Consider the following 21,900-nt stretch of genomic DNA (forward strand, 5'->3'; position numbering starts at 1 on the left):
AAGACCTTATCGCGAACGACCTGCCCGCCGTTCCGCACCACACACCCAGGCTGCTCCGCATCACACACCCTGGCCGCTCCGCATCACACACCGTGCCGGTCCGCGTCACACGCGGCGGACCGCACGGCGGCGGTGCTCAGCCGCCGCGCAGGAAGCTCCGGATCTTCGCCCAGCGCTCGGCGAACCGCGCCTCCGCGCCGTGGGTGGTCGGCTCGTAGTAGCGGCGCTCCCGCAGCTCCTCCGGCGCGTAGTCCTGGCGGACGAGGCCGTGCTCGAAGTCGTGCGGGTACTGGTAGCCCTTGCCGTGACCGAGCTTCTTCGCCCCCGGGTAGTGGGCGTCGCGCAGGTGGTCGGGGATGCGGCCCACCATTCCGCGCCGCACGTCGTCGGAGGCCGCTCCGATCGCCTTCACGACCGCGTTCGACTTGGGCGCCAGCGCGCAGTGGACGACCGCCTGCGCGAGGTTGATCCTGCCCTCGGGCAGGCCGATGAACTCCACGGCCTGGGCGGCGGCCACCGCGACCTGCAGGCACGTGGGATCGGCCATGCCCACGTCCTCGCTGGCGAAGATCACGATCCGGCGGGCGATGAACCTCGGGTCCTCCCCCGCCTCCACCATGCGGGCGAGGTAGTGCAGCGCCGCGTCGGCGTCCGAGCCCCGCATGCTCTTGATGAACGCGCTGACCACGTCGTAGTGCTGGTCGCCTTGGCGGTCGTAGCGCACGGCCGCCTTGTCGACGGCCTTCTCCACGACCTCGACCGTCACCTCCGCGGTGACCTCGTCGGCCAGCATCGCGGCGGCTTCCAGGTAGGTGAGCGAGCGCCGGGCGTCGCCGCCGGCCAGCCGTACGAGCTGGTCGAGGGCGTCGGGGTGCAGCGTGACGCGCCCGCCGAGGCCGCGTGGGTCGGCCACCGCGCGCTCCAGGACGCCGCGGACGTCGTCCTCCGCCAGCGGTTCGAGGGTGAGCAGCAGCGACCGGGACAGCAGCGGCGAGATGACGGAGAAGAACGGGTTCTCGGTGGTCGCGCCGATGAAGGTGACCCAGCGGTTCTCCACCGCCGGCAGCAGCGCGTCCTGCTGCGCCTTGTTGAACCGATGGACCTCGTCCACGAACAGCACGGTCTGCCTGCCGGTCATGCCGAGCTCGCGGCGGGCCTGGTCGATGGCGGCGCGCACGTCCTTGACCCCGGCGGAGACGGCCGAGATCTCCACGAACCTCCGCTTGGTCGCGCCCGCCACGACGTACGCCAGCGTGGTCTTGCCGGTGCCCGGGGGTCCCCACAGGAACAGCGACATCGGGGCGTCGCTCTCCACCAGCCGGCGCAGCGGCGTGCCGGGCCCCAGCAGGTGCCGCTGGCCGATCACCTCCTCCAGCGAGCGCGGCCGCATCCGCACGGCCAGCGGCTCCTGGCCCCGATGCGCCTCCTCGGCGGCCGAATCGAACAGGCTCTCCACATCGCCGACACTACCGTCAGGCGCCCCACACGGCCGTCGCACCCGTGTGCCCAGTCCGCACGACGTAGTAGCCGACGACCACGGCGAGGATCACGGCGACGGCCGACACCACCAGGGCGACGGCCCGCGAGCGGCCGCCCTCGGGGGCGCGGCGGGCCCGGGTGAGCCACACCATCAGCAGCGACGCGACGGTCAGCAGCGCGGTCACCGGCACGAGAACGTCCGCGAACCCGCTGTGGACCTCGATCGCCGGGGAGGGCCGGCCCTGGAACATCCGGGCCTCCAGCGCCTCCCCGCTCTCCTTGGCCGCGAACGCCGCGCCGAGTGCCACCACGGCGGTCGCCACCAGGGCCCAGTCGAGCTTGTGCCGCAGGCGGGGCAGCGCGGCGTACGCGATCGACAGCGCCGCGAGCAGCGGCACGAAGATCACTGCCGCGTGGACGATGAGAGCATGGGCCGGAAGCCCGAGGACCTGGTCGAACATCGTGCATCGCTCCTGGAGACGGCGGCCGGGGCACGGATCGCGGGTTGTCCCCCGGTCTACGGATTCGCTCGGCAGGAGGTTCCCAGGCAGATCTGAGAGCAAGATGAGCGCAAACCGTCGTGATACCCCTGGGACGTCCGTTTTACACGAAGCCGACGGGATCACGGATAGAGTGGCGGCTCGTCGTAACAAAAGGGGAAAGGGAAGGCATAGCGGTGACCGACACTGATCGGCAGAAGCAACCGGCTTCGCGCGTGAGCACGACCGGGCGCGCGACCACCCCCCGTCGCCGCCTGCGTGGCACCCTCGGCGCCGGGCTGGGGCTTCTCGCGCTGGCGGGCAGCCTGGTGGCCTGCAGTGACGGCTCGGCCGACAACACAGCGAAGGCCACCCCATCGGCCTCACCGTCGTCCTCCGATTCCACGGGCCCCCAGGTGACGCACACCGAGCTGACGCAGCCGACGCCGTCGGCCGCGCCCACCAGCCTGCGTCAGGTCACCTGCGAGTACCGCAAGGACGACACGGGCGCCCCGTCGAAGTTCGTGGGCTTCCCCCCCAGCAAGCTGAGCAGGGGGGTCATCGCGGCCAAGAAGATGGTCATCACCACGAACCAGGGCCGGATCGTCATCGACCTGGCCACGAAGGACGTGCCGTGCGCGGTGAACTCCTTCGCGTTCCTGGCCAAGAAGAACTTCTTCGACAACACCGTCTGCCACCGCCTCGCGACGGTGGAGACCGTCGGCCTCGGCATGCTGCAGTGCGGCGACCCGCTGGCCAAGGGCGACGGAAAGAACAAGAACGACGGCGCGGGCGGCCCGGGATACCTGTTCAACGACGAGAACCTCGGCGGGCTGCCGCTCGCCCGCGGCACGGTCGGGCTGGCGCAGGCCACGGAGGACGCCAACTCCAACGGCAGCCAGTTCTTCATCTCGTTCACGGACGAGAACACCCAGCTGACCGCCATGGGCGCGGCCTTCACGATGATCGGTGTCGTCACCCGGGGCATGGACGTCATCGACAAGATCGCCAGGGGCGGCATCATCCCCTTCAACGGCGACCCCACCGCCGACGTGCGGGGCGAGGGCTCCAACGCGCCGAAGAAGAAGGTCGTCATCAAGGACGTGGCCATCGTCTGACCGGTCCCGGACACAGGACGGCCCCCGCGACCGGTGTCGCGGGGGCCGTCTCGCGTTCTACCGCCGTTCTACTGCGCGGGCGCGGACTCGCCCTTGTCGGACTCGCCCTTCTCGGCCTTGGGCGTGGCGTCCACGCCGGCCTCCTTGCGCTGGTCCGGGCTGATCGGGGTGGGCGCCCCGCTCAGCGGGTCGTAGCCGGACGCCGTCTTCGGGAACGCGATCACGTCCCGGATCGACTCGCCGCCGGCCAGCAGCATGCAGACGCGGTCCCAGCCGTAGGCGATGCCTCCGTGCGGCGGCGGGCCGTACTTGAACGCCTCCAGCAGCCAGCCGAACTTGCTCTCGGCCTCCTCCTTGGAGATGCCGAGCACGTCGAACACGCGCTGCTGCATCTCGGCGCGGTGGATACGGATCGAGCCGCCGCCGATCTCCATGCCGTTGCAGACCATGTCGTACGCGTAGGCCAGGGCCTCGCCCGGGTTGTCCTGGAAGTTGTCGGCCCACTCCGGCTTCGGGGAGGTGAACGGGTGGTGGACCGGGGTCCAGCCGCCCTCGCCGCCATTCTCGTCAGACACAGGCTCGAACATCGGCGCGTCGACGATCCACAGGAACGACCACTGGGACTCGTCGATCAGGTCGCAGCGGCGGCCGATCTCCAGGCGGGCCGCGCCGAGCAGGTCGCGGGAGGCCGCCGGCGCGCCGGCCGCGAAGAAGATCGCGTCGCCGGGCTTGGCGCCGGTCTTCCCGGCGAGGCCGGCGAGCTCGGTCTCCGACAGGTTCTTGGCCACCGGGCCGCCCAGCGTGCCGTCCTCCTGGACCAGCACGTACGCCAGGCCGCGCGCGCCGCGCGACTTGGCCCAGTCCTGCCAGGCGTCGAGCTCCTTGCGGGTCTGCGAGGCGCCGCCGGGCATCACGACCGCGCCCACGTACGGCGCCTGGAAGACGCGGAACGAGGTGCCGGAGAAGTAGTCCGTGAGGTCGGTCAGCTCGACGCCGAAGCGCAGGTCGGGCTTGTCCGAGCCGTACCGCGCCATCGCCTCGGCGTACGTCATCCGCGGCAGCGGCGTGGGCAGCTCGTAGCCGATCGTCTCCTTCCAGATCCGACCGATGAGCGCCTCGCCCAGCTCGATCACGTCGTCCTGGTCGACGAACGACATCTCGATGTCGATCTGGGTGAACTCGGGCTGCCGGTCGGCCCGCAGGTCCTCGTCGCGGAAGCAGCGGGCGAGCTGGTAGTAGCGCTCCAGGCCGGAGACCATGAGGAGCTGCTTGAACAGCTGCGGCGACTGCGGCAGGGCGTACCAGTTGCCCGGCTGAAGCCGCACGGGCACCAGGAAGTCGCGGGCGCCCTCGGGCGTCGAGCGGGTCAGGCTCGGGGTCTCGACGTAGACGAACCCGCGCTCGCGCATGACCTCGTTGGCGAGGTAGGTCGCCTGGGAGCGGATCCGCAGCGCGTCGGCGATCTTCTGACGGCGGATGTCGAGGTAGCGGTACTTCAGCCGCGCCTCCTCCGACACGCCCGAGCTGCCCTCGATCGGGAACGGCAGCGGCGCCGACTCGCTCAGCACCTCCACCTCGGAGGCGACGACCTCGATCTCACCCGTGGGCAGATCGAGGTTCTCGTTGCCGGCCGGACGCTGGCGTACCTCGCCTGTGACCTTGACGCAGTACTCCGAGCGCAGGTCGTGGGCGTGGTCCTCCTCGCGGAAGACCACCTGGGCCGAGCCGGAGGCGTCGCGCAGGTCGATGAAGACCACGCCGCCGTGGTCGCGCCGGCGCGCCACCCATCCGGCCAGCGTCACCTTCTGGCCCGCGTGCTCCTTGCGGAGCGTGCCTGCCTCGTGGGTGCGGATCACGAGAGTTTCCCCTTCAAGAACTGGACGACCTCCGCGAGCGGAACCGCGGTCTGGTCGGCTGTGGTCAGGTCCTTCACTTGCACGGCGCCCGCCTCGATATCTCGGTCGCCGAGGATGAGCGCGTACCGCGCGCCGCTGCGGTCGGCGGCCTTCATCGCGCCCTTGACGCCACGGCCGCCGAAGGCCATGTCGACGGCGAGGCCGGCCCTGCGCAGCTCGCTCACGAGCGGGAACACGCGCCGCCTGGCGTCCTCGCCGAGCGGCACCGCGAACACCTCGACGCCGCGGGGCCGCTCGGCCAGCAGGCCCTCGGCCTCCATCGCGAGCACCGTGCGGTCCACCCCGAGGGCCCAGCCCACGCTGGGCAGCGCCGGGCCGCCGATCTGCTCGCTCAGCCCGTCGTAACGTCCTCCCCCGCCGACCGCCGACTGGGCGCCCAGGCCGTCGTGCAGGAACTCGAAGGTCGTGCGCGTGTAGTAGTCCAGGCCGCGCACGAGCCGGGGGTCGTCCTCGTACGCCACGCCGGCGGCCGTCAGCAGGCCCCTGACCTCCTCGTGGTAGGCCTTGCAGGCCCCGCACAGGTGATCGGTGACGAGCGGCGCGTTCTCCAGCTGCGCGCGCACCTCGGGACGCTTGTCGTCGAGCACGCGCAGCGGGTTGATCTCGATCCGGTTGCGGGTGGGCTCGTCGAGGTCCAGGCCGCGCAGGAAGTCCTGCAGCGCGGCGCGGTAGGCCGGGCGGCACTCCTTGCAGCCGAGCGAGTTCAGCAGCAGCCGCACACCGCGCAGGCCCAGCGAGGCGTAGCCGTCCATCGCCAGCACGATCAGCTCGGCGTCCAGCGCTGGGTCCTCGGCCCCCAGGGCCTCCGCCCCCACCTGCGAGAAGTGGCGGTAGCGCCCCGCCTGGGCGCGCTCGTAGCGGAAGTAGCTGCCCGAGTACCAGAGCTTGATCGGCAGCGGGCCGCCGTACAGGCCGTGTTCGAGCACGGCCCGCATCACGCTCGCGGTGCCCTCGGGGCGCAGCGTCAGCGACTGGCCGCCCCGGCTCGTGAACGTGTACATCTCCTTGGTCACGATGTCGGTCGACTCGCCGACCCCGCGCGAGAACAGCGCCGTGTCCTCGAAGGCCGGTGTCTCGATGTAGCCGTAGCCGGCGCGGCGGGCCGGCTCGGCCAGGGCGTCCCGTACGGCGAGAGCCCACTCCGAACGCGGCGGCATCCAGTCGAAGGTGCCCTTGGGCGCCTGAAAGGTCATCACAATCCCCTGGTCGGGCCTGCGTGCGGCGCGACGTCCCTGAGGAAGGGGTTGGTCGCGCGCTCGCGGCCGATGGTCGTCTGAGGTCCGTGGCCGGGCAGGACCGTGGTCTCGTCCGGCAGCGTCAGCGTCTTGGCGAGGCTGCGCAGGATGGCGGCGTAGTCGCCGCCGGGCAGGTCGGTACGGCCGATGGAGCCGGCGAACAGCAGATCGCCCGCGAACAGGACCTGGGAGTCCTCGACGGGTGTCCGGAATGTCACCGACCCCCTGGTATGGCCTGGCCTGTGCTCGACCGTGAGCTCGAGCCCGGCCAGCGACAGCACGGCCCCGTCGGCCAGCTCCCGCACGTCGTCGGGCTCGGAAAGTTTCAGACCGCCGAACACCTCGCCCGCCTGCGGCGGGAATCCCTTCGCCGGGTCCGACAGCAGATCGCGGTCCTCCGGGTGGATCCACGCGGGCACGTCGCGGGCGCCGCACACCGGGGCCACCGACCACACGTGATCGATGTGACCGTGGGTGAGCAGCACCGCGACCGGCTTCAGCCGGTGCTCGCGCAACAGCGCGTCGAGATCCTCCACGGCATCCTGACCTGGGTCGATGACCACGCACTCCTCGCCTGCTGCGGGAGCGACGATGTAACAGTTGGTCTGGAACGACCCTGCGGGAAACCCGGCGACGAGCACGGAAGCGGCCTCTGCGTCTCTACGGATCAATCAAGGATTGCGCGAGCGAATGTAACCGAAGGGTACCGGTGCGGGTCGGCAGGCTGCGAACCAATACCCGTCAGCCGATACGATTCGCCCACCTCAATAGTCATTCTTGGAGCAGTCGAGCCGGATGCTATAGAACAGGCCGCCGTTCCCGGAGCACCTCCCGGGTGTGGCGGGTACGCACCGGCGTGACCGCGTCCGGGCGTACGACCATGGGAAACAGGACGAGTCGGGAGGTCGAAGTGGTCACCGGCAAGGACCGGCAGAAGCAGCTGGCCCGGGAACACTACGAACGGCAGCTGCGGGCGCGCACGGAGCGGGAGCAGAAGTCACGGCGCACCGCGATCATAGGCACCACCGCGGCCGTGGTGGTGGTGATCGGCGGAGTGGTCGCGGCGACGACCCTTCTCGGCAGCGACGACGGCGACGCCAAGGCGTCCGCGTCGGCGTCGGCGTCGGCGTCGGCGAGCAGCCAGCCGCTCGCGAACGACCCCAAGCCGTACGACCCGGCCAAGGGCACCTGCGGCTATGTCGCCGACGAGGGCAGCGGCCAGGTCAAGAACGTCGGCATGCCGCCGGAGAAGGTGAGCACCGCCCCGGCGACCATGACCATCAAGACCAACCTCGGCGACATCGTCGCGAGGCTGGACAGCGAGAAGGCGCCCTGCACGGTCAACTCGTTCAAGTTCCTGGCGTCCAAGGATTACTTCGACGAAACGAAGTGCCACCGGATGGGCACGGACTTCCCGATCCTGCAGTGCGGCGACCCGCTGGCCAAGGCCGACGGCAAGAACCCGACCGACGGCCAGGGCGGCCCCGGCTATCGCTTCGCGAACGAGAACCTGGCGGGCGCGAAGTACACGCGGGGCGTGCTCGCGATGGCGAACAGCGGTCCGAACACCAACGGAAGCCAGTTCTTCATCGTGTTCGGGGACACCGGGCTGACGCCCGACTACACGCCTTTCGGTACGGTGACCAAAGGACTCGAAATCGTGGACAAGGTCGCCAAGAAGGGCGTCATCGCCAGCGCCGGCGGGGACGGCACTGGTGCTCCGAAGCAGCCCGTGGTCATCAAAGACGTGACAATCACCAGCAAGAGCTGACGTAATACAACCAAGGGCACATCGAGCCCTGGAGGCTGATTCAAGTGCGGGAGGACACGGTGAGCACCGACCCGTGGGGCCGGGTAGACGAGGACGGCACCGTCTACGTGCGTACGGCTGAGGGAGAACGGGCCGTCGGGTCCTGGCAGGCCGGTGAGCCGGAGGAGGCGCTGGCCTACTACCGCCGGAAGTTCGACGAGCTGGCGGGCCAGGTGCAGCTCCTGGAGCAGCGGGTGCGCGGCACCGATCTCGCTCCGGCTCAGGCCGAGGCGAGCATCGCCAAGCTGCGGGAGTCGGTGACCGAGGCGCACGCGGTCGGCGACCTCGGCTCGCTGCAGGACCGGCTGTCGGCGCTCACCGAGCTGGTCGGCAAGCGCCGCGAGGAGCTGCGGGCGGCGCGCGACCAGGCCCGGGCGCACGCCCGCGAGGTGAAGGAGCGCATCGTCGCCGAGGCCGAGCGCATCGCCGAGGAGACGACGCACTGGAAGTCCGGCGGCGAGCGGCTGCGGCAGCTCGTCGAGGAGTGGAAGGCCGCCGAGCGGGTCGACCGGGCCACCGAGGCGACGCTGTGGAAGAGGCTGTCCACGGCGCGTACGGCCTTCGCCAAGCGGCGCAAGGCGTACTTCTCCTCGCTCGACCAGCAGCGCGACGCGGTGCGCGGCACCAAGTTGCGCATCGTGAGCGAGGCGGAGGCGCTGGCGGACTCGACGGACTGGAACGCCACCGCGGCGGCCTACCGCGAGCTGATGCGCGAGTGGAAGGCCGCCGGGCGTGCCTCCCGCGAGGTCGAGGACGAGCTGTGGGCACGCTTCAAGGGCGCCCAGGACCAGTTCTTCCAGGCCCGCTCGGCGGTGTTCGCGGAGCGGGACGCCTCCTTCGCGGCCAACGCGGAGGTGAAGGAGGCGCTGCTGGCCGAGGCCGAGAAGCTGCTGCCGGTCACCGACGCGCGTGGCGCGCGTGCGGCGCTGCGGGGCATCCTGGAGCGCTGGGAGGCCGCGGGCCCGGTGCCGCGCGACCAGCGTGACCGTCTGGAGGGCGGGCTGCGCAAGGTCGACGACGCGGTCCGCAGGGCCGAGGACAACGAGTGGAAGCGCTCCAACCCCGAGGCCAGGGCCCGCGCCCAGGACACGGTCAACCAGCTCCGCAGGTCCATCGACCAGCTGGAGACGCGGCTGGGCAAGGCCCAGGCGGCCGGCCGGGACAAGGACGTCAAGGAGGCGGAGGAGGCGCTTGCCGCCCGCCGCTCCTGGCTCCAGGAGGCGGAGCGCACGCTCGCCGAGTTCTCCTAACCCCCCTTCCACCCCTCTCCCCCTCGGCGTGATCTTGGAGTTTGTCGCACGCCGGGGGCCGAGGTGGGCGGACGCATTCCGTGATCCTGCAGGGATTCGGCTCACTCGGCCCCGACCTGGGCGAACAGCCTTCGTGATCATGCATCGAGGTCGGGACGCGCGGCTGCACGCCCGTCGATTACACGATCACGCACAGCGTGTCCGCAGCTCGTTCATGCTGTGAACACGTTCAGTGCAAGATCACGAAGTGCGTCCGCGCACGTCGCGCGCTACCCCTGCGACAAACTACAAGATCACGTCCGTGGAGGGGGTCAGCTGGTGATGCGGTAGACGTCGTAGACGCCCCCGACGTTGCGCACCGCCTTGAGCACGTGGCCGAGGTGCTTGGGATCGCCCATCTCGAAGGTGAACTTGCTGATCGCCACCCGGTCGCGGCTGGTCGTCACCGACGCCGACAGGATGTTCACGTGCTGGTCGGACAGGGTCCGCGTGACGTCCGACAGCAGGCGGGGCCGGTCGAGGGCCTCCACCTGGATGGCGACGAGGAAGACCGAGTCGTCCCCGGGCGACCAGGCGACCTCCACCAGCCGGTCGGGGTGGGCGTTGAGCTGCTCCACGTTGGGGCAGTTGGTGCGGTGCACGGAGACGCCGTGCCCCCGCGTGACGAACCCGACGATCTCGTCCCCCGGCACCGGGGTGCAGCAGCGCGACAGGCGGACCCACACGTCCGGGTCGCCCGCGACCATCACGCCGGCGTTCGAGTTGGCCCTGAGACGGCCCTTGAGCCGCGTGGGGACCTGGGCCTCGGCGATGTCCTCCTCGGCCCCCTCGACGCCGCCCAGGGCCTGTACGAGCTTGTCCACGACCGACTGTGCGGTCAGGTGCCCCTCGCCGACCGCCGCGTAGAGGGCGGACACGTCGGCGTACCGCAGGTCCCTGGCCAGAGCCAGCAGCGCCTCGCCGGACATCAGCCGCTGCAGCGGCAGGCCCTGCTTGCGCATGGCCCGCCCGATCGCCTCCTTGCCCGCCTCGATGGCGGTCTCGCGGCGCTCCTTGGTGAACCACTGGCGGATCTTGTTGCGGGCCCGGCCGCTCTTGACGAACTTCAGCCAGTCCCTCGACGGTCCCGCGTCCGGCGACTTCGACGTGAAGATCTCCACGGTGTCGCCGTTGCCGAGGCGGGATTCCAGCGGGACCAGCCTGCCGTTGACCCGCGCGCCGATACATCGGTGGCCGACCTCGGTGTGCACGGCGTACGCGAAGTCGACCGGGGTGGCGCCCTCGGGCAGGGCGATCACCTGGCCGCGCGGGGTGAAGACGAACACCTCCGAGACCGACAGGTCGAAGCGCAGCGACTCCAGGAACTCCCCCGGGTCGGAGGTCTCCTTCTGCCAGTCGAGCAGCTGGCGCAGCCAGGCCATGTCGTTGACCTGCTTGACCTTGCCGGGCCCGGCCCCGACCATCTCCTCCTTGTACTTCCAGTGCGCGGCCACGCCGTACTCGGCGCGGTTGTGCATGGCCCGCGTGCGGATCTGCAGCTCGATGGCCTTGCCCTCGGGTCCCATGACCGTCGTGTGCAGCGACTGGTACATGTTGAACTTGGGCATGGCGATGTAGTCCTTGAACCGCCCCGGCACCGGCTTCCACTGTGCGTGGATCGTTCCGAGCGCGGCGTAGCAGTCGCGGACCGTGTCGACCAGTACGCGGATGCCCACCAGGTCGTAGATGTCGTCGAAGGCCACGCCCTTGGCGATCATCTTCTGGTAGATCGAGTAGTAGTGCTTGGGCCGCCCGCGCACGGTCGCCTTGATCTTCGCCTCGCGCAGGTCGGCGGAGACCTTCTCGATGACCTCGTGCAGGAACAGGTCGCGGCGCGGCGCGCGCTCCGACACCATCCGGGCGATCTCGTCGTACCGCTTCGGGTAGAGCATGGCGAACGCGAGGTCCTCCAGCTCCCACTTGATGGTGTTCATGCCGAGCCGGTGGGCCAGCGGCGCGAAGATCTCCAGCGTCTCGCGGGACTTCTGCTGACGCTTGTGCTCGGGCATGTAGCGCATGGTCCGCATGTTGTGCAGCCGGTCGGCCAGCTTGATGACCAGCACGCGGATGTCGCGCGACATCGCGACCACCATCTTGCGCACGGTCTCGGCCTGCGCCGCGTCGCCGAACTTCACCTTGTCGAGCTTGGTCACGCCGTCGACGAGCAACGCGATGTTGTCGCCGAAGTCGGCTCGTAACTCGTCGAGGCTGTAGGCGGTGTCCTCCACCGTGTCGTGCAGCAGGGCGGCGCACAGCGTCTCGTCGTCCGTGCCCAGCTCCGCCAGGATCGTCGCGACCGCGAGCGGGTGGGTGATGTACGGGTCGCCGCTCTTGCGCTTCTGATCGCGGTGGTGATACGCGGCGACGTCGTACGCCCGCTCGATCAGCCGCAGGTCTGCTTTGGGATGGGTGGCACGGACCGTCTTGAAGAGCGGTTCCAACACCGGATTCATAGCACCCCACTGCCCCCCGAAACGGGCGAGCCTCCGTCGCGTGGCCGGCGACGCCGGCTTGTCCTCCGGGACCGCCGCGGGGTCGCGTGCCGCGTCGGGGGGCACGTCTGCGACGGGCTCGGGGGCGTCGCGGGAGATCACTCCGCGATCGACCCGCGCGCTGTCGGGCACGACCACATCACGGGGCACACAGACTCCTCACGTCGAGTCCAGAGTCCACAGTGTATCCGTGCTGCCACAGCACTCTCGGCCGAGTGCCCCCCGACCGGCCCGTCGGGCTCAGACGGTGAGCAGGGCGCGGACGTCCAGGCCCGGCAGCCGCTCGCGGCCGGACAGGAAGGACAGCTCCATCAGGAAGGACACGGCCACGACCTCCGCGCCCGTCCTTCTGACCAGCTCCACGGCCGCCCTGGCCGTGCCGCCCGTGGCGAGGACGTCGTCCACGATCAGAACCCGGTCGCCGGGGTCGAAGGCGTCGGCGTGCACCTCGATCGTCGCGGAGCCGTACTCCAGGTCGTAGGACGCCTCGTACGTGCCGGCGGGCAATTTGCCCTTTTTACGCACCGGTACGAACCCCGCTCCACTGCGGTAGGCCACCGGCGCGGCGAGGATGAAGCCCCGCGCCTCGATGCCCACCACCTTGTCGAAGGCCAAGCCGTCCCCGAGCTCGTCCACGACCTGCGTGAAGGCCGCGTGGTCCGCCAGCAGCGGCGTGATGTCCTTGAAGAGGATGCCGGGCTTGGGGTAGTCCGGGACATCCCTGATGAGAGCCGTCCAGTCAGTCACGACGCCCAAGCCTAACGGGACCAGAGGTACGCGAAGGCGCCCCCGGAACCGACGGGTTCCGAGGGCGCCTGCGACGAGCCGGGATCAGCGCTTCTTGCGCTTCTCCGTGGCGGTGACCTTCTGCGAGCCGGCCGGGACCGGCTCCTTCGTGGCGGTCTTGGCCGCCGAGACCTGCTTGGCGTGCACCCGCTGGGCCAGCGCCTGCCACTTGGGCTCCCGCTCCTTCAGCGTGACCAGGATCGGCGTCGCCACGCACAGGGACGAGTAGGTGCCGACGATCATGCCGACGAACAGGGCCAGCGACAGGTCCTTCAGCGTGCCGGCGCCGAGCAGCGTGGTGCCGATGAACAGGATCGCCGCCACCGGCAGGATCGCCACCAGCGAGGTGTTCAGCGACCGGATCAGCGTGTGGCTGAGCGCGTTGTTGGCGGCCTGCGTGTAGGTCATCTTCGCGCTCGTGCCGAGCTTGCCCGTGACCTCCTTGATCATGTCGAAGACGACGACGGCGTCGTACAACGAGTAACCGAGGATCGTGAGGAAGCCGAGCATGGTCGCCGGGGTGACCTCGAAGCCCGACCAGGCGTAGACGCCCGCGGTGATCACGAGGTCGTGGACGAGGGCGACGATCGCCGCGAGGGCCATCCGCCACTCGAAGGCCACCGACAGGTACAGCATGATCGCGATCATGAAGACCGCGAGGCCGATCCAGGCCTTCTGCGAGACCTCGCCACCCCAGGTCGCGCCGATGACCTGCGAGCTGACCTGGTCCTCCTCGATGCCGTACTTCTGGGCGATCGTGCTCTGGACCTTGGTCACCTCGCCGCTGCCGAGGCTCTCGGTGGTGACGCGCCAGTTCGGACCGGCCTGCTGCACGATCACCTGGTGGACTCCGGCGTCCGCGACCGTCTCGCGGACCTGCTCGATGCTGGAGCCGGGCGTGCGCGTGAAGTCGAACACCGAGCCGCCGCGGAACTCCACGCCCAGGTTCAGGCCGTTCAGCGCCAGGCCGAGGATGGAGACGGCCAGCAGGAACACCGACAGGCCGTACCAGATCTTGCGCTTGCCGACGAAGTCGATGTTGATGTCGCCGCGGTAGAGGCGGCTGATCAATCCCGGCATCACGCCTCCTGCAGGGTCTGATCGGCGGGGCTGGTGCGACCCATGCGCTCCGCGTCGAGTCCGGACAGCTTGTGGCCCTTGGAGAAGAACCGCAACCGCGCCACGAGGGACATCAGCGGCTTGGTGAACAGGAACACCACCACGATGTCGATGAGCGTCGTCAGGCCCATCGCGAACGCGAAGCCGGCCACGTCGCCGACCGCGAGGAAGAAGAGCACCACCGCGGCGATGAACATGACGGCGTCGGCGACCATGATGGTCCTCCGGGCGCGCCGCCATGCCACCTCGACCGCCGAGCGCAGCGTGCGGTGGCCCTCCTTGATCTCGTCGCGGATCCGTTCGAAGTAGACGATGAACGAGTCCGCGGTGATGCCGATCGAGACCACCAGACCGATGATGTGCGGCAGCGAGAGCCGGAAGCCGGCGTTGTGGCTCAGCACGTCCACCGTCAGGTACGTGAACACGGTGGCCACGCACAGGCTCGCGATGCCGATGAGCCCGAGGCCGCGGTAGTAGAGCAGCAGGTAGATCATGACGACGATCAGGCCGAGCGCGCCGGCGATGAGGCCGCCCTTGAGCTGGTCCTGGCCGAGGGTCGAGGAGACCGACACGACCGAGCTCTGCTGGAACTTCAGGGGCAGCGCGCCGTACTTGAGCTGGTCGGCCAGCTCGGTGGCGGTCGTCTGCGTGAAGCTGCCGGAGATGCGGGCACTGCCGCCGGGGATGGCCTCCTCGATCGTCGGAGCGACGATGACGACGCCGTCCAGCACGTTGGCGAGCTGGTTGCGCGGGGCCGGCAGGCTCGTGATGCGCCGGGTGATGTCGGCGAACTGGGTGGCGCCCTTCGACTTGAAGTCGACCTGGACGATCCACTCACCGGTGGTGGGGTCGGTGCCCGACTGCGCCCCGCTGATCTCGGTGCCCTGCACCGCGGCCTTGTCGAGGATGTAGCGGGCCGAGCCGTCGTCGCTGCAGGCGACGATCTGCTTGTTCGGGTCGTCGATGGCGCCCTGGCCGCGGTTCTTCGCGGTGCAGTCGATCTTGCGGAACTCGGTGAGCAGCGCCGGGTCGATGCCGCTGGTGTCCTGACCTGCCAGTGGGTCGCCAGTGTCCTGCGGAGCGGCCGTCGGCGTGGGACTGGGAGCGGCCGCCGAGGGCGACGCCTTCGCCCGGTTGGCACGGGCGGCTCCCGCCCCCGCCTTGCGGTGGTTCCCGGCCCTCTCCGAGGTGGTCGGCTCCGGCGACGGCGCGGTCAGCGCCTTCGACAGGGCGCGTCCCGCGGGAGTCGCGTTGCCGTTGGGGGCCGCACTCTCGCCGGCCGGCGCGGACGTGCCCGGAGTGGTGGCGGGTGTCGCCGCGGCCGAGCCGCTGGGCGTCGGGGCCGCCGTGGGCACCTGAGCCGGCTGGTTCGTGGCGGCGGCCACCGCGAGCACCTGCCGCATGCGCAGTTCGGCGGTGGTCGACACCAGCCGGAGCGCCTCGTCCCGGCCCGCGCCCGGAATCTGGATCACGATGTTGTCGTTCGACTTCGCGACCTGGGCGTCGGAGATGCCGGTGCCGTTGACGCGCTGCCGGATGATCGTCACGGCTCGGTCGAGGCTCTCCTGCGACGGCGTCTTCCCGTTCGCCATGACCGGCGAGAGCGTCACGGTCGTGCCGCCCGCGAGGTCGAGGCCGAACTTGGGGACGAACGCCTTCTGGAGGGCGACCGTCGCGCCCATGACGAGAATGAGCGCAAGGAGCAGCAGGAGTGTGCGTCCAGGCTTGCTCTGGCTACTGGTCGGTGGGGCCACTGGAGGTCAGTTCTTTCGTCGAAAAGTTGTGATCAGCCTACTCAGGACTGCTTGGTGCTCGTGTCGTCACCGTTCCCCGTGTCGGGACCGTCGGCCACGGTCTCCTCGGCCTCCCCGCCCGTCACCTCGTCCACAGGGGTGACCACCCGGCCGATCGCCGCCTTGGCCCAGCGGGTCTCGACACCGGGGGCCACCTCCAGCACGACGTCGTCGTCCTGCAGCGCGACGACCGTCGCGAAAAGCCCTGTCGTGGTCATGACCCGGGCGCCTGGGGCGAGGGAGTTCTGCATCTGGATCTGCTCCTGCTGCCGCTTGCGCTGCGGGCGGATCAGGAGGAAGTAGAACACCACTACCAACAAGATCAGTGGCAGGAACGTCCCAAGCGGGTTGTTACCCACGGGGGCCACCCTTTCGTAACGTGATGAACCGGCCTGACGCCGGAGGTCTTGTGCGCTTCACACGCGGGCCACCGCGACTTCTATCGTGTGCGGCCAGTCAAGCCACGCAGTGTATGCGAGCCCGCAGAAGCCCGGCAACGAACCCACGGCTCGGCGGGCAGGAAAGTTCCCGTTTCATGGGCTTCGCAATCGGTCTGTTACCTCTTTGCCCCAGTTTCCGCTTCGGCCCCGGCGCCGGCGTTCAGGCGTCGTCGAAGAGCGTGGGCGCCGCCGCCGAGCCGACCGCGTCGGGAGGCGGAGTCAGTCCGAGATGCGCCCAGGCGGTGGCGGTGGCGACGCGGCCCCTCGGGGTGCGGGCCAGCAGCCCCTGCCGCACCAGGAAGGGCTCGGCCACGACCTCGACGGTCTCCGGCTCCTCCCCCACCGCCACCGCGAGCGTCGACAGGCCCACCGGACCGCCGCCGAACTTGCGCAGCAGCGCGTCGAGCACGGCCCGGTCGAGCCGGTCCAGCCCCTCGGCGTCGACCTCGTAGAGGTTGAGCGCCGCCGCCGCTACCTCCCGGGTGATCACGCCCTCCGCGCGGACCTCGGCGAAGTCGCGCACCCGCCGCAGCAGGCGGTTGGCGATGCGGGGCGTGCCGCGTGAACGGCGGGCGATCTCGTAGGCGCCCTCGTCCGGCAGTTCGACCGACAGCAGCTTCGCGGAGCGCCGCAGCACCCGCTCCAGCTCGGCCACCTCGTAGAAGTCCATGTGGGCGGTGAAGCCGAACCTGTCGCGCAGCGGCGCCGGCAGCAGCCCCGCCCTGGTCGTGGCCCCGACCAGCGTGAACGGAGCGATGTCGAGAGGGATCGAGGTGGCGCCCGGGCCCTTGCCGACGACGATGTCGACCCGGAAGTCCTCCATCGCGAGGTAGAGCATCTCCTCCGCGGGACGGGCCATGCGGTGGATCTCGTCGATGAACAGGACCTCGCCCTCGGTCAGCGTGGACAGGATCGCGGCGAGGTCGCCCGCGCGCTCAAGCGCCGGGCCCGAGGTCATCCGCAGTGGCGCACCGAGCTCGGAGGCGATGATCATGGCAAGCGTCGTCTTGCCGAGCCCGGGGCCGCCGCTCATGAGGACGTGGTCGGGCGGGCGGTTGCGGCGCAGGGCGCTCTCCAGCACCAGCGACAGCTGCTCGCGCACCCGGCCCTGCCCGATGAACTCGTCCAGGCGCCGGGGGCGCAGCGCGGCCTCGATCGCCCGCTCGTCGCCCTCCGGTTCCGGCGACACGAGATCCCGCTCGAAGCTCACTCGACACCATCCGCTCGGCCTGCCGGGACCCGTCCGATTCCCGGTGAAACTTTCAACGAACGCCTCGCCCGACGCGCGCCCCGCACGGCGGGCGAGGCGCGGCCCGTCACGAGGTCACCGCACGCTCAGCGCGCGCAGGGCGGACTTGAGCAGCGCCGCCACCTGCGGGGTGCGGCCGGCCGCGAGCTCCGCCTCGGCCTCCGCGGTGACCGTCGCGACCGCCTCGTCGGCGTCCCTGGACGAGTAGCCGAGCCCGACGAGCCCCGAGTGGACCTGGTCGCGCCAGACGGGCGCCGCCGCCGCGCCGTTGATCGCGGCGTCGACGGCCGCCGCCGGGGTGCCGAGCTTGTCCTTGAGTTCGAGCACGATGCGCTGGGCGCCCTTCTGGCCGATGCCGGGCACCATCGTCAGGGCCTTGATGTCGGCGCTCGCCACCGCGACCCGCAGCGCGTTGGGCGCGTGGACCGCGAGCATGGCCAGGGCCAGGCGCGGCCCGACCCCGCTGGCCGTCTGGAGCAGCTCGAAGACCGTCCGCTCGTCGTCGGAGGCGAAGCCGTACAGCGTGAGCGAGTCCTCGCGGACGACGAGCGAGGTGGACAGCCGGGCGGGTTCGCCGATGCGCAGCCCGGCCAGGGTGCCCGGGGCGCAGTGGACGAGCATCCCGACGCCGCCCACCTCGACCACGGCGCTGTCGGCTCCGATCGCCGCCACCTGCCCCGCAACGGATGCGATCACCGCGTGCTCCCTCCCCGGTCCGGACGCCCGGCCGCGACGTCGCCGGGTCTCCCAGTCCTACCAGAGGCCGCGGGGCCCGCACCCCCGGAACGGGCCCTGGCCAGGGCGTCGGCCAGCCGGTGCTGCACGCCGCCCCGCCAGACGTGGCAGATGGCCAGGGCGAGCGCGTCGGCCGCGTCCGCCGGCTTGGGCATGGCGTCGAGCCGCAGCAGCCGGGTGACCATCGTGCCGACCTGCTTCTTGTCGGCGTTGCCGTTGCCGGTGATCGCGGCCTTGACCTCGCTGGGCGTGTGCAGCGCGACCGGCAGCCCCCGCCGCGCCGCGCAGACGATCGCGACGGCCGAGGCCTGGGCCGTCCCCATGACCGTACGGACGTTGTGCTGGGCGAAGACCCGCTCGACGGCGACCGCGTCGGGCTTGATCTCGTCGAGCCAGCGCTCGATCTCCGCCTCGATGACGACCAGCCGGGACCCGATGTCGTCGTCGGGCGGGGTGCGGACCACCCCGACCGACAGCAGGCTCAGCGGGGCGCCCGGACGGCCCTCCACGGCGCCGAGACCGCACCGCGTCAGCCCCGGGTCCACGCCCATCACCCGCAGTTGGGGCATCCGCACCGGCACGCCTCCCTGATCCCGGCGGCGCGGCCACCGCTGCGCCGAACATCTGTTCGGTCGGTCACTCTATCGCGATCAGCGGCCGCGCGGGCGCGTCAGAAGTAGTCGATCATGTACGCGGCGCAGCCGAACGCGGCGTCCAGCGCGTCGTCGGCGTCGGCAGAGCCGCCGCTCAGGAGGCCGGCGCGGCGGAGGGTGGCCGTGGGCACGCCGCCGAACAGCGCCGACATCCCGCCGATCGTGAGCCGCGTCGCGTCCCCGTCCGCGCTCTCACCGCGCGCCGCCTCCCGCCGCGTCACGGAGCCGGCGCCGCCGTCCACCCGCAGCAGCCACGCGCCCGCGTTGCCCGGGCGTGGGGAGTCGGTCACCTCAAGGGGGGTCTCGACGCGAACTCCGGCGGGGAAGCCGCGCCCCTCGACCGCGGCGGGCAGATCGATCAGCCGGAACATCCACCGGGTCTGGCTGACCTCGTCCTTCGACCGCTCCCGGAGCATCCAGAGCATCGGGTCGGCCGGGTCCACGAAGGCCTTCACCGACTTCGCGACGGTCGACGCGCTGCCGACCATCGACCACAGGGCCCTGGCCGTCGCCTCCGACCCCGCCAGCAGGTTGTCGACCTCGATGTCCCCGTCGCTCCAGCGGTAGACGACGAACCCGTCCTCGGCCAGGTAGCAGAAGTCGTCGTCGTCCTCCAGCCACAGCCGCCAGGTCCGCTCGTCGAAGCACAGCGGCCCGCTCGCGCGGGCGGCGGCGTGCACCCTGCCGATCAGGGCGACGAGCTCGGCCGCGTCGGCGGGGCCCATCCGGCGGAGCTTGACCCCGCCCGCCGCGCCGCCGGGGCCGCCCAGCGTACGCAGCGCCTCGGCGGGCACGGTGATCCGCTGGAGCACGCCGGCGTGCTCGTAACCCGCGCTCCGGTACACCGGCGTGGTGGCCGGGTAGAGCGCGGAGACCGCGTGACCGAGCTCCGCGCAGCGCTCGATGGCCGCGTGCGTGAGCGCCCGGCCCACGCCCCTGCCACGGTCCTCCGGCGCCACCGTCACACCCGCCACACCGCCCATGGACAGGGGGCGGCCGTGCCACCACTGGACGTACGGGTTGATCCTGGCCGTGCCGACGAGCCGCGGGCCGTCGAAGGCGCCCAGATAGCGGCCCTCGGGCAGCATCGGGGAGACGAGCTTGCGCCAGGTCTCCGCGCCGCCGCCGGACAGCGGGCCGAAGGCGCGCCTTCGGTTGTCGAGGACGGCGTCCAGGTCCTCGCTCGTGATATGACGAATTTCCACAACCGGCCAGGCTATGCGGGCTCCGGTCGCCGCTGCCACCGGTTTTCCGCCCCCGCGCCGCCCTCCGGCCGAGGCCCTGCGTCAACGGAGGCAAGGCGCTGCCTCAATGCGGCCGGGGCTCTGCGTCGATGAGGGCAAGGGCCCTGCGTCGATTAGGGCAAGGGCCCTGTGCCGATCCGGCGGCAAGGGCCCGCGCCCGGCTCCGGCGTCAGGCCTCGATCTTCTCCATGACCTCGTCGCTCACGTCGAAGTTCGCCCAGACGTTCTGCACGTCGTCGCTGTCCTCCAGCGCGTCGATGAGCTTGAAGATCTTGCGGGCGCCGTCCTCCTCGAGGGGGACGTTGAGCGTGGGAACGAAGCTCATCTCGGCCGACTCGTAGTCGATGCCGGCGTCCTGCAGCGCCTTGCGCACGGGGATCAGGTCGGAGGCCTCACAGACCACCTCGAAGTTCTCGCCGAGGTCGTTGACCTCCTCGGCCCCCGCGTCGAGGACGGCCATGAGCACGTCGTCCTCCGTCAGCGACCCCTTGGGGACGATCACGACGCCCTTGCGGTTGAACATGTACGACACCGAGCCGGGGTCGGCGAGCGAGCCGCCGTTGCGGGTCAGCGCCACGCGCACCTCGGACGCCGCGCGGTTGCGGTTGTCGGTGAGGCACTCGATGAGGACCGCGACGCCGCCGGGGGCGTAGCCCTCGTACATGATCGTCTGCCAGTCGGCGCCGCCGGCCTCGAGGCCGCCGCCGCGCTTGCGGGCCCGCTCGATGTTGTCGATCGGGACCGAGTTCTTCCTGGCCTTGGTGATGGCGTCGAACAGCGTGGGGTTGCCGTCCGGGTCGGGCCCGCCGGTCCTGGCCGCGACCTCGATGTTCTTGATGAGCTTGGCGAAAAGCTTGCCGCGCTTGGAGTCCAGCGCCGCCTTCTTGTGCTTCGTCGTCGCCCATTTGGAGTGGCCGGACATCGCCTAGAGCTCCCTCACCATTTCGACAAAATACGAGTGCACCCGCGCGTCGCCGGTCAGCTCCGGATGGAAGGACGTCGCGAGCAACGGTCCCTGTCGGACCGCGACGATCCTATCCCCAGCTTCGGTGCGGCCCAGCACCTCCACGTCGGGCCCCACGGATTCGACCCAGGGCGCGCGGATGAACACGGCCCTGATCGTCCCGCGCCCCGCGAAGTCGAGATCGGCCTCGAACGAGTCGACCTGGCGGCCGAAGGCGTTGCGGCGGACCACAATGTCGATGCCGCCCAGTGTCTCCTGGCCCTCGATGCCGCCCTCGATCCGGTCGGCCAGCATGATCATTCCGGCGCACGAGCCGTAGGCGGGCATGCCCTCCTTGATGCGCATCCGCAGCGGTTCGAGCAGCTCGAAGGTGGTGGCGAGCTTCCACATCGTGGTCGACTCCCCGCCGGGGACGACCAGCGCGTCCACCGCGGCGAGCTCCTCCTGCCTGCGCACCGGCACGGCGGTCGCGCCCGACTCCTCCAGAGCGCGGATGTGCTCGCGCACGTCGCCCTGCAGGGCGAGCACGCCGATCTTGGGTGCGGACGTCACGATTTCCCTTCCTGTGGTGACCTGTTCAGGGTATGGCCACGGTCTTGCGGGCCCAAAACGATAGGTCAGGCACGACCCAGCTTGGCGAGGGCGGGAAGGGCGCGGGCGATGGCCGCGCGCTCCTCGGCGGTCAGCCCGCTCAGCCGTCCGGACAGGTAGGCGATCCTGGCCCGCCGTACGGCCCGGAGGCGGTCGCGGCCCTCGACGGTCAGCTCGACGGTGCGCACCCGCGCGTCGGAGGCGTCGGTGCCCCGCGCGACGAGACCGGCCTCCTCGAGGCGGTTGACCTGCACGCTCATCGTCGGAAGCTGCACGCCGTGCTCCTCGGCCAGGTCGGTCATCCGGCGCGCGCCGTCCTCCAGGGAGCCGAGCACGGAGTATTGCTGGGCGGTGACCGGCTGCCCCGCCGTCGTCCGGCGCAGCAGCATCACGAGGTGGCGCAGCTCACGTGACAGGTTCTCGGCGAGCCGTGCCGTGTCGTCGGTCGTCATAGCAGGCCACGATAACGGTGGCCGGGCCGGGGCAGACGAAGCGGGCGGCGCCCCGG

General features: G+C 70.6%; 20 protein-coding genes. 3 read left to right on the forward strand and 17 right to left on the reverse strand.

Features of this window, described 5'->3' with window-relative positions; all coding sequences use genetic code 11:
• Positions 1–136 precede the first annotated feature (136 nt).
• On the reverse strand, positions 137–1,456 hold the full coding sequence (locus BXA11_RS05300) for a replication-associated recombination protein A (RefSeq protein WP_030504945.1): 1,320 nt from the start codon (positions 1,454–1,456) through the stop codon (positions 137–139).
• 16 nt (positions 1,457–1,472) lie between these two features.
• Entirely contained in the window at positions 1,473–1,940 is a 468-nt protein-coding gene (locus BXA11_RS05305) for a DUF2231 domain-containing protein (RefSeq protein ID WP_030504946.1), read from the reverse strand.
• 254 nt (positions 1,941–2,194) lie between these two features.
• Here BXA11_RS05305 and BXA11_RS05310 point away from each other — a divergent pair, with 254 nt between their 5' ends.
• Positions 2,195–3,076 carry a peptidylprolyl isomerase gene (locus tag BXA11_RS05310; protein ID WP_231513661.1) on the forward strand — a complete coding sequence of 294 codons (882 nt, stop codon included), beginning with the start codon at positions 2,195–2,197 and terminating at the stop codon, positions 3,074–3,076.
• 68 nt (positions 3,077–3,144) lie between these two features.
• On the opposite strand, the gene aspS is transcribed toward BXA11_RS05310, so the two are convergent.
• The 3 genes from aspS to BXA11_RS05325 are packed head-to-tail and all read right to left on the reverse strand — an operon-like array spanning position 3,145 to position 6,868.
• The gene (gene aspS / locus BXA11_RS05315) at positions 3,145–4,932 is read right to left on the reverse strand and encodes an aspartate--tRNA ligase (RefSeq protein WP_076433240.1); all 1,788 of its coding nucleotides are present in this window, start codon (positions 4,930–4,932) and stop codon (positions 3,145–3,147) included.
• Positions 4,929–6,185: a histidine--tRNA ligase gene (hisS, locus tag BXA11_RS05320; RefSeq protein WP_030504949.1), complete on the reverse strand. Its 1,257-nt coding sequence runs from the start codon at positions 6,183–6,185 to the stop codon at positions 4,929–4,931. The genes aspS and hisS overlap by 4 nt, the downstream gene beginning before the upstream one ends.
• Positions 6,185–6,868: an MBL fold metallo-hydrolase gene (locus BXA11_RS05325; RefSeq protein ID WP_076433242.1), complete on the reverse strand. Its 684-nt coding sequence runs from the start codon at positions 6,866–6,868 to the stop codon at positions 6,185–6,187. The genes hisS and BXA11_RS05325 overlap by 1 nt, the downstream gene beginning before the upstream one ends.
• Positions 6,869–7,137: 269 nt before the next feature.
• Here BXA11_RS05325 and BXA11_RS05330 point away from each other — a divergent pair, with 269 nt between their 5' ends.
• Positions 7,138–7,998, forward strand: a complete 861-nt coding sequence (locus BXA11_RS05330; RefSeq protein ID WP_143734097.1) for a peptidylprolyl isomerase — start codon at positions 7,138–7,140, stop codon at positions 7,996–7,998.
• A 59-nt stretch (positions 7,999–8,057) separates the two neighbouring features.
• Entirely contained in the window at positions 8,058–9,287 is a 1,230-nt protein-coding gene (locus tag BXA11_RS05335; RefSeq protein WP_076433775.1) for a DUF349 domain-containing protein, read from the forward strand.
• A gap of 311 nt (positions 9,288–9,598) precedes the next feature.
• On the opposite strand, the gene BXA11_RS05340 is transcribed toward BXA11_RS05335, so the two are convergent.
• The 12 genes from BXA11_RS05340 to BXA11_RS05395 all read right to left on the reverse strand — a co-directional run bounded on the left by BXA11_RS05340 (position 9,599) and on the right by BXA11_RS05395 (position 21,844).
• Positions 9,599–11,779: a RelA/SpoT family protein gene (locus tag BXA11_RS05340; RefSeq protein WP_143734128.1), complete on the reverse strand. Its 2,181-nt coding sequence runs from the start codon at positions 11,777–11,779 to the stop codon at positions 9,599–9,601.
• Between the two features lie 279 nt (positions 11,780–12,058).
• Positions 12,059–12,565, reverse strand: a complete 507-nt coding sequence (locus BXA11_RS05345; protein WP_083744027.1) for an adenine phosphoribosyltransferase — start codon at positions 12,563–12,565, stop codon at positions 12,059–12,061.
• Positions 12,566–12,649: 84 nt separating this feature from the next.
• The gene (gene secF, locus BXA11_RS05350; RefSeq protein WP_076433246.1) at positions 12,650–13,684 is read right to left on the reverse strand and encodes a protein translocase subunit SecF; all 1,035 of its coding nucleotides are present in this window, start codon (positions 13,682–13,684) and stop codon (positions 12,650–12,652) included.
• Positions 13,684–15,405, reverse strand: coding sequence for a protein translocase subunit SecD (gene secD, locus BXA11_RS05355; RefSeq protein WP_083743976.1), 1,722 nt, complete (start codon positions 15,403–15,405; stop codon positions 13,684–13,686). Before secD ends, secF begins: the two co-directional genes overlap by 1 nt.
• Positions 15,406–15,518: 113 nt before the next feature.
• Positions 15,519–15,875 carry a preprotein translocase subunit YajC gene (gene yajC / locus BXA11_RS05360; protein WP_036404336.1) on the reverse strand — a complete coding sequence of 119 codons (357 nt, stop codon included), beginning with the start codon at positions 15,873–15,875 and terminating at the stop codon, positions 15,519–15,521.
• Positions 15,876–16,116: 241 nt separating this feature from the next.
• Positions 16,117–17,166, reverse strand: coding sequence for a Holliday junction branch migration DNA helicase RuvB (ruvB, locus tag BXA11_RS05365; RefSeq protein WP_076433250.1), 1,050 nt, complete (start codon positions 17,164–17,166; stop codon positions 16,117–16,119).
• Positions 17,167–17,280: 114 nt separating this feature from the next.
• Positions 17,281–17,901 carry a Holliday junction branch migration protein RuvA gene (gene ruvA, locus BXA11_RS05370; RefSeq protein ID WP_030504959.1) on the reverse strand — a complete coding sequence of 207 codons (621 nt, stop codon included), beginning with the start codon at positions 17,899–17,901 and terminating at the stop codon, positions 17,281–17,283.
• Complete coding sequence (gene ruvC / locus BXA11_RS05375; protein ID WP_030504960.1) at positions 17,898–18,500, reverse strand: crossover junction endodeoxyribonuclease RuvC; 603 nt, start codon at positions 18,498–18,500, stop codon at positions 17,898–17,900. The genes ruvA and ruvC overlap by 4 nt, the downstream gene beginning before the upstream one ends.
• 110 nt (positions 18,501–18,610) lie before the next feature.
• Entirely contained in the window at positions 18,611–19,798 is a 1,188-nt protein-coding gene (locus BXA11_RS05380; RefSeq protein WP_076433252.1) for a GNAT family N-acetyltransferase, read from the reverse strand.
• Positions 19,799–20,006: 208 nt separating this feature from the next.
• The gene (locus BXA11_RS05385) at positions 20,007–20,759 is read right to left on the reverse strand and encodes a YebC/PmpR family DNA-binding transcriptional regulator (RefSeq protein ID WP_030504962.1); all 753 of its coding nucleotides are present in this window, start codon (positions 20,757–20,759) and stop codon (positions 20,007–20,009) included.
• 3 nt (positions 20,760–20,762) lie between these two features.
• The gene (gene pdxT / locus BXA11_RS05390; protein ID WP_030504963.1) at positions 20,763–21,353 is read right to left on the reverse strand and encodes a pyridoxal 5'-phosphate synthase glutaminase subunit PdxT; all 591 of its coding nucleotides are present in this window, start codon (positions 21,351–21,353) and stop codon (positions 20,763–20,765) included.
• A gap of 65 nt (positions 21,354–21,418) precedes the next feature.
• Positions 21,419–21,844, reverse strand: coding sequence for a MarR family winged helix-turn-helix transcriptional regulator (locus BXA11_RS05395; protein WP_030504964.1), 426 nt, complete (start codon positions 21,842–21,844; stop codon positions 21,419–21,421).
• Positions 21,845–21,900: the final 56 nt, after the last annotated feature.

Origin of the sequence: Microbispora rosea, assembly GCF_900156315.1 — a bacterium.
GTDB lineage: Bacteria > Actinomycetota > Actinomycetes > Streptosporangiales > Streptosporangiaceae > Microbispora > Microbispora rosea.

Bases quoted from the DNA above. Each gene is read 5' to 3' on its own strand.
- BXA11_RS05305 (WP_030504946.1), bottom strand. From the start codon at position 1,940: ATGTTCGACCAGGTCCTCGGGCTTCCGGCCCATGCTCTCATCGTCCAC.
- hisS (WP_030504949.1), bottom strand. From the start codon at position 6,185: ATGACCTTTCAGGCGCCCAAGGGCACCTTCGACTGGATGCCGCCGCGT.
- BXA11_RS05340 (WP_143734128.1), bottom strand. From the start codon at position 11,779: ATGAATCCGGTGTTGGAACCGCTCTTCAAGACGGTCCGTGCCACCCAT.
- secF (WP_076433246.1), bottom strand. From the start codon at position 13,684: ATGCCGGGATTGATCAGCCGCCTCTACCGCGGCGACATCAACATCGAC.
- secD (WP_083743976.1), bottom strand. From the start codon at position 15,405: ATGGGCGCGACGGTCGCCCTCCAGAAGGCGTTCGTCCCCAAGTTCGGC.
- BXA11_RS05385 (WP_030504962.1), bottom strand. From the start codon at position 20,759: ATGTCCGGCCACTCCAAATGGGCGACGACGAAGCACAAGAAGGCGGCG.
- BXA11_RS05395 (WP_030504964.1), bottom strand. From the start codon at position 21,844: ATGACGACCGACGACACGGCACGGCTCGCCGAGAACCTGTCACGTGAG.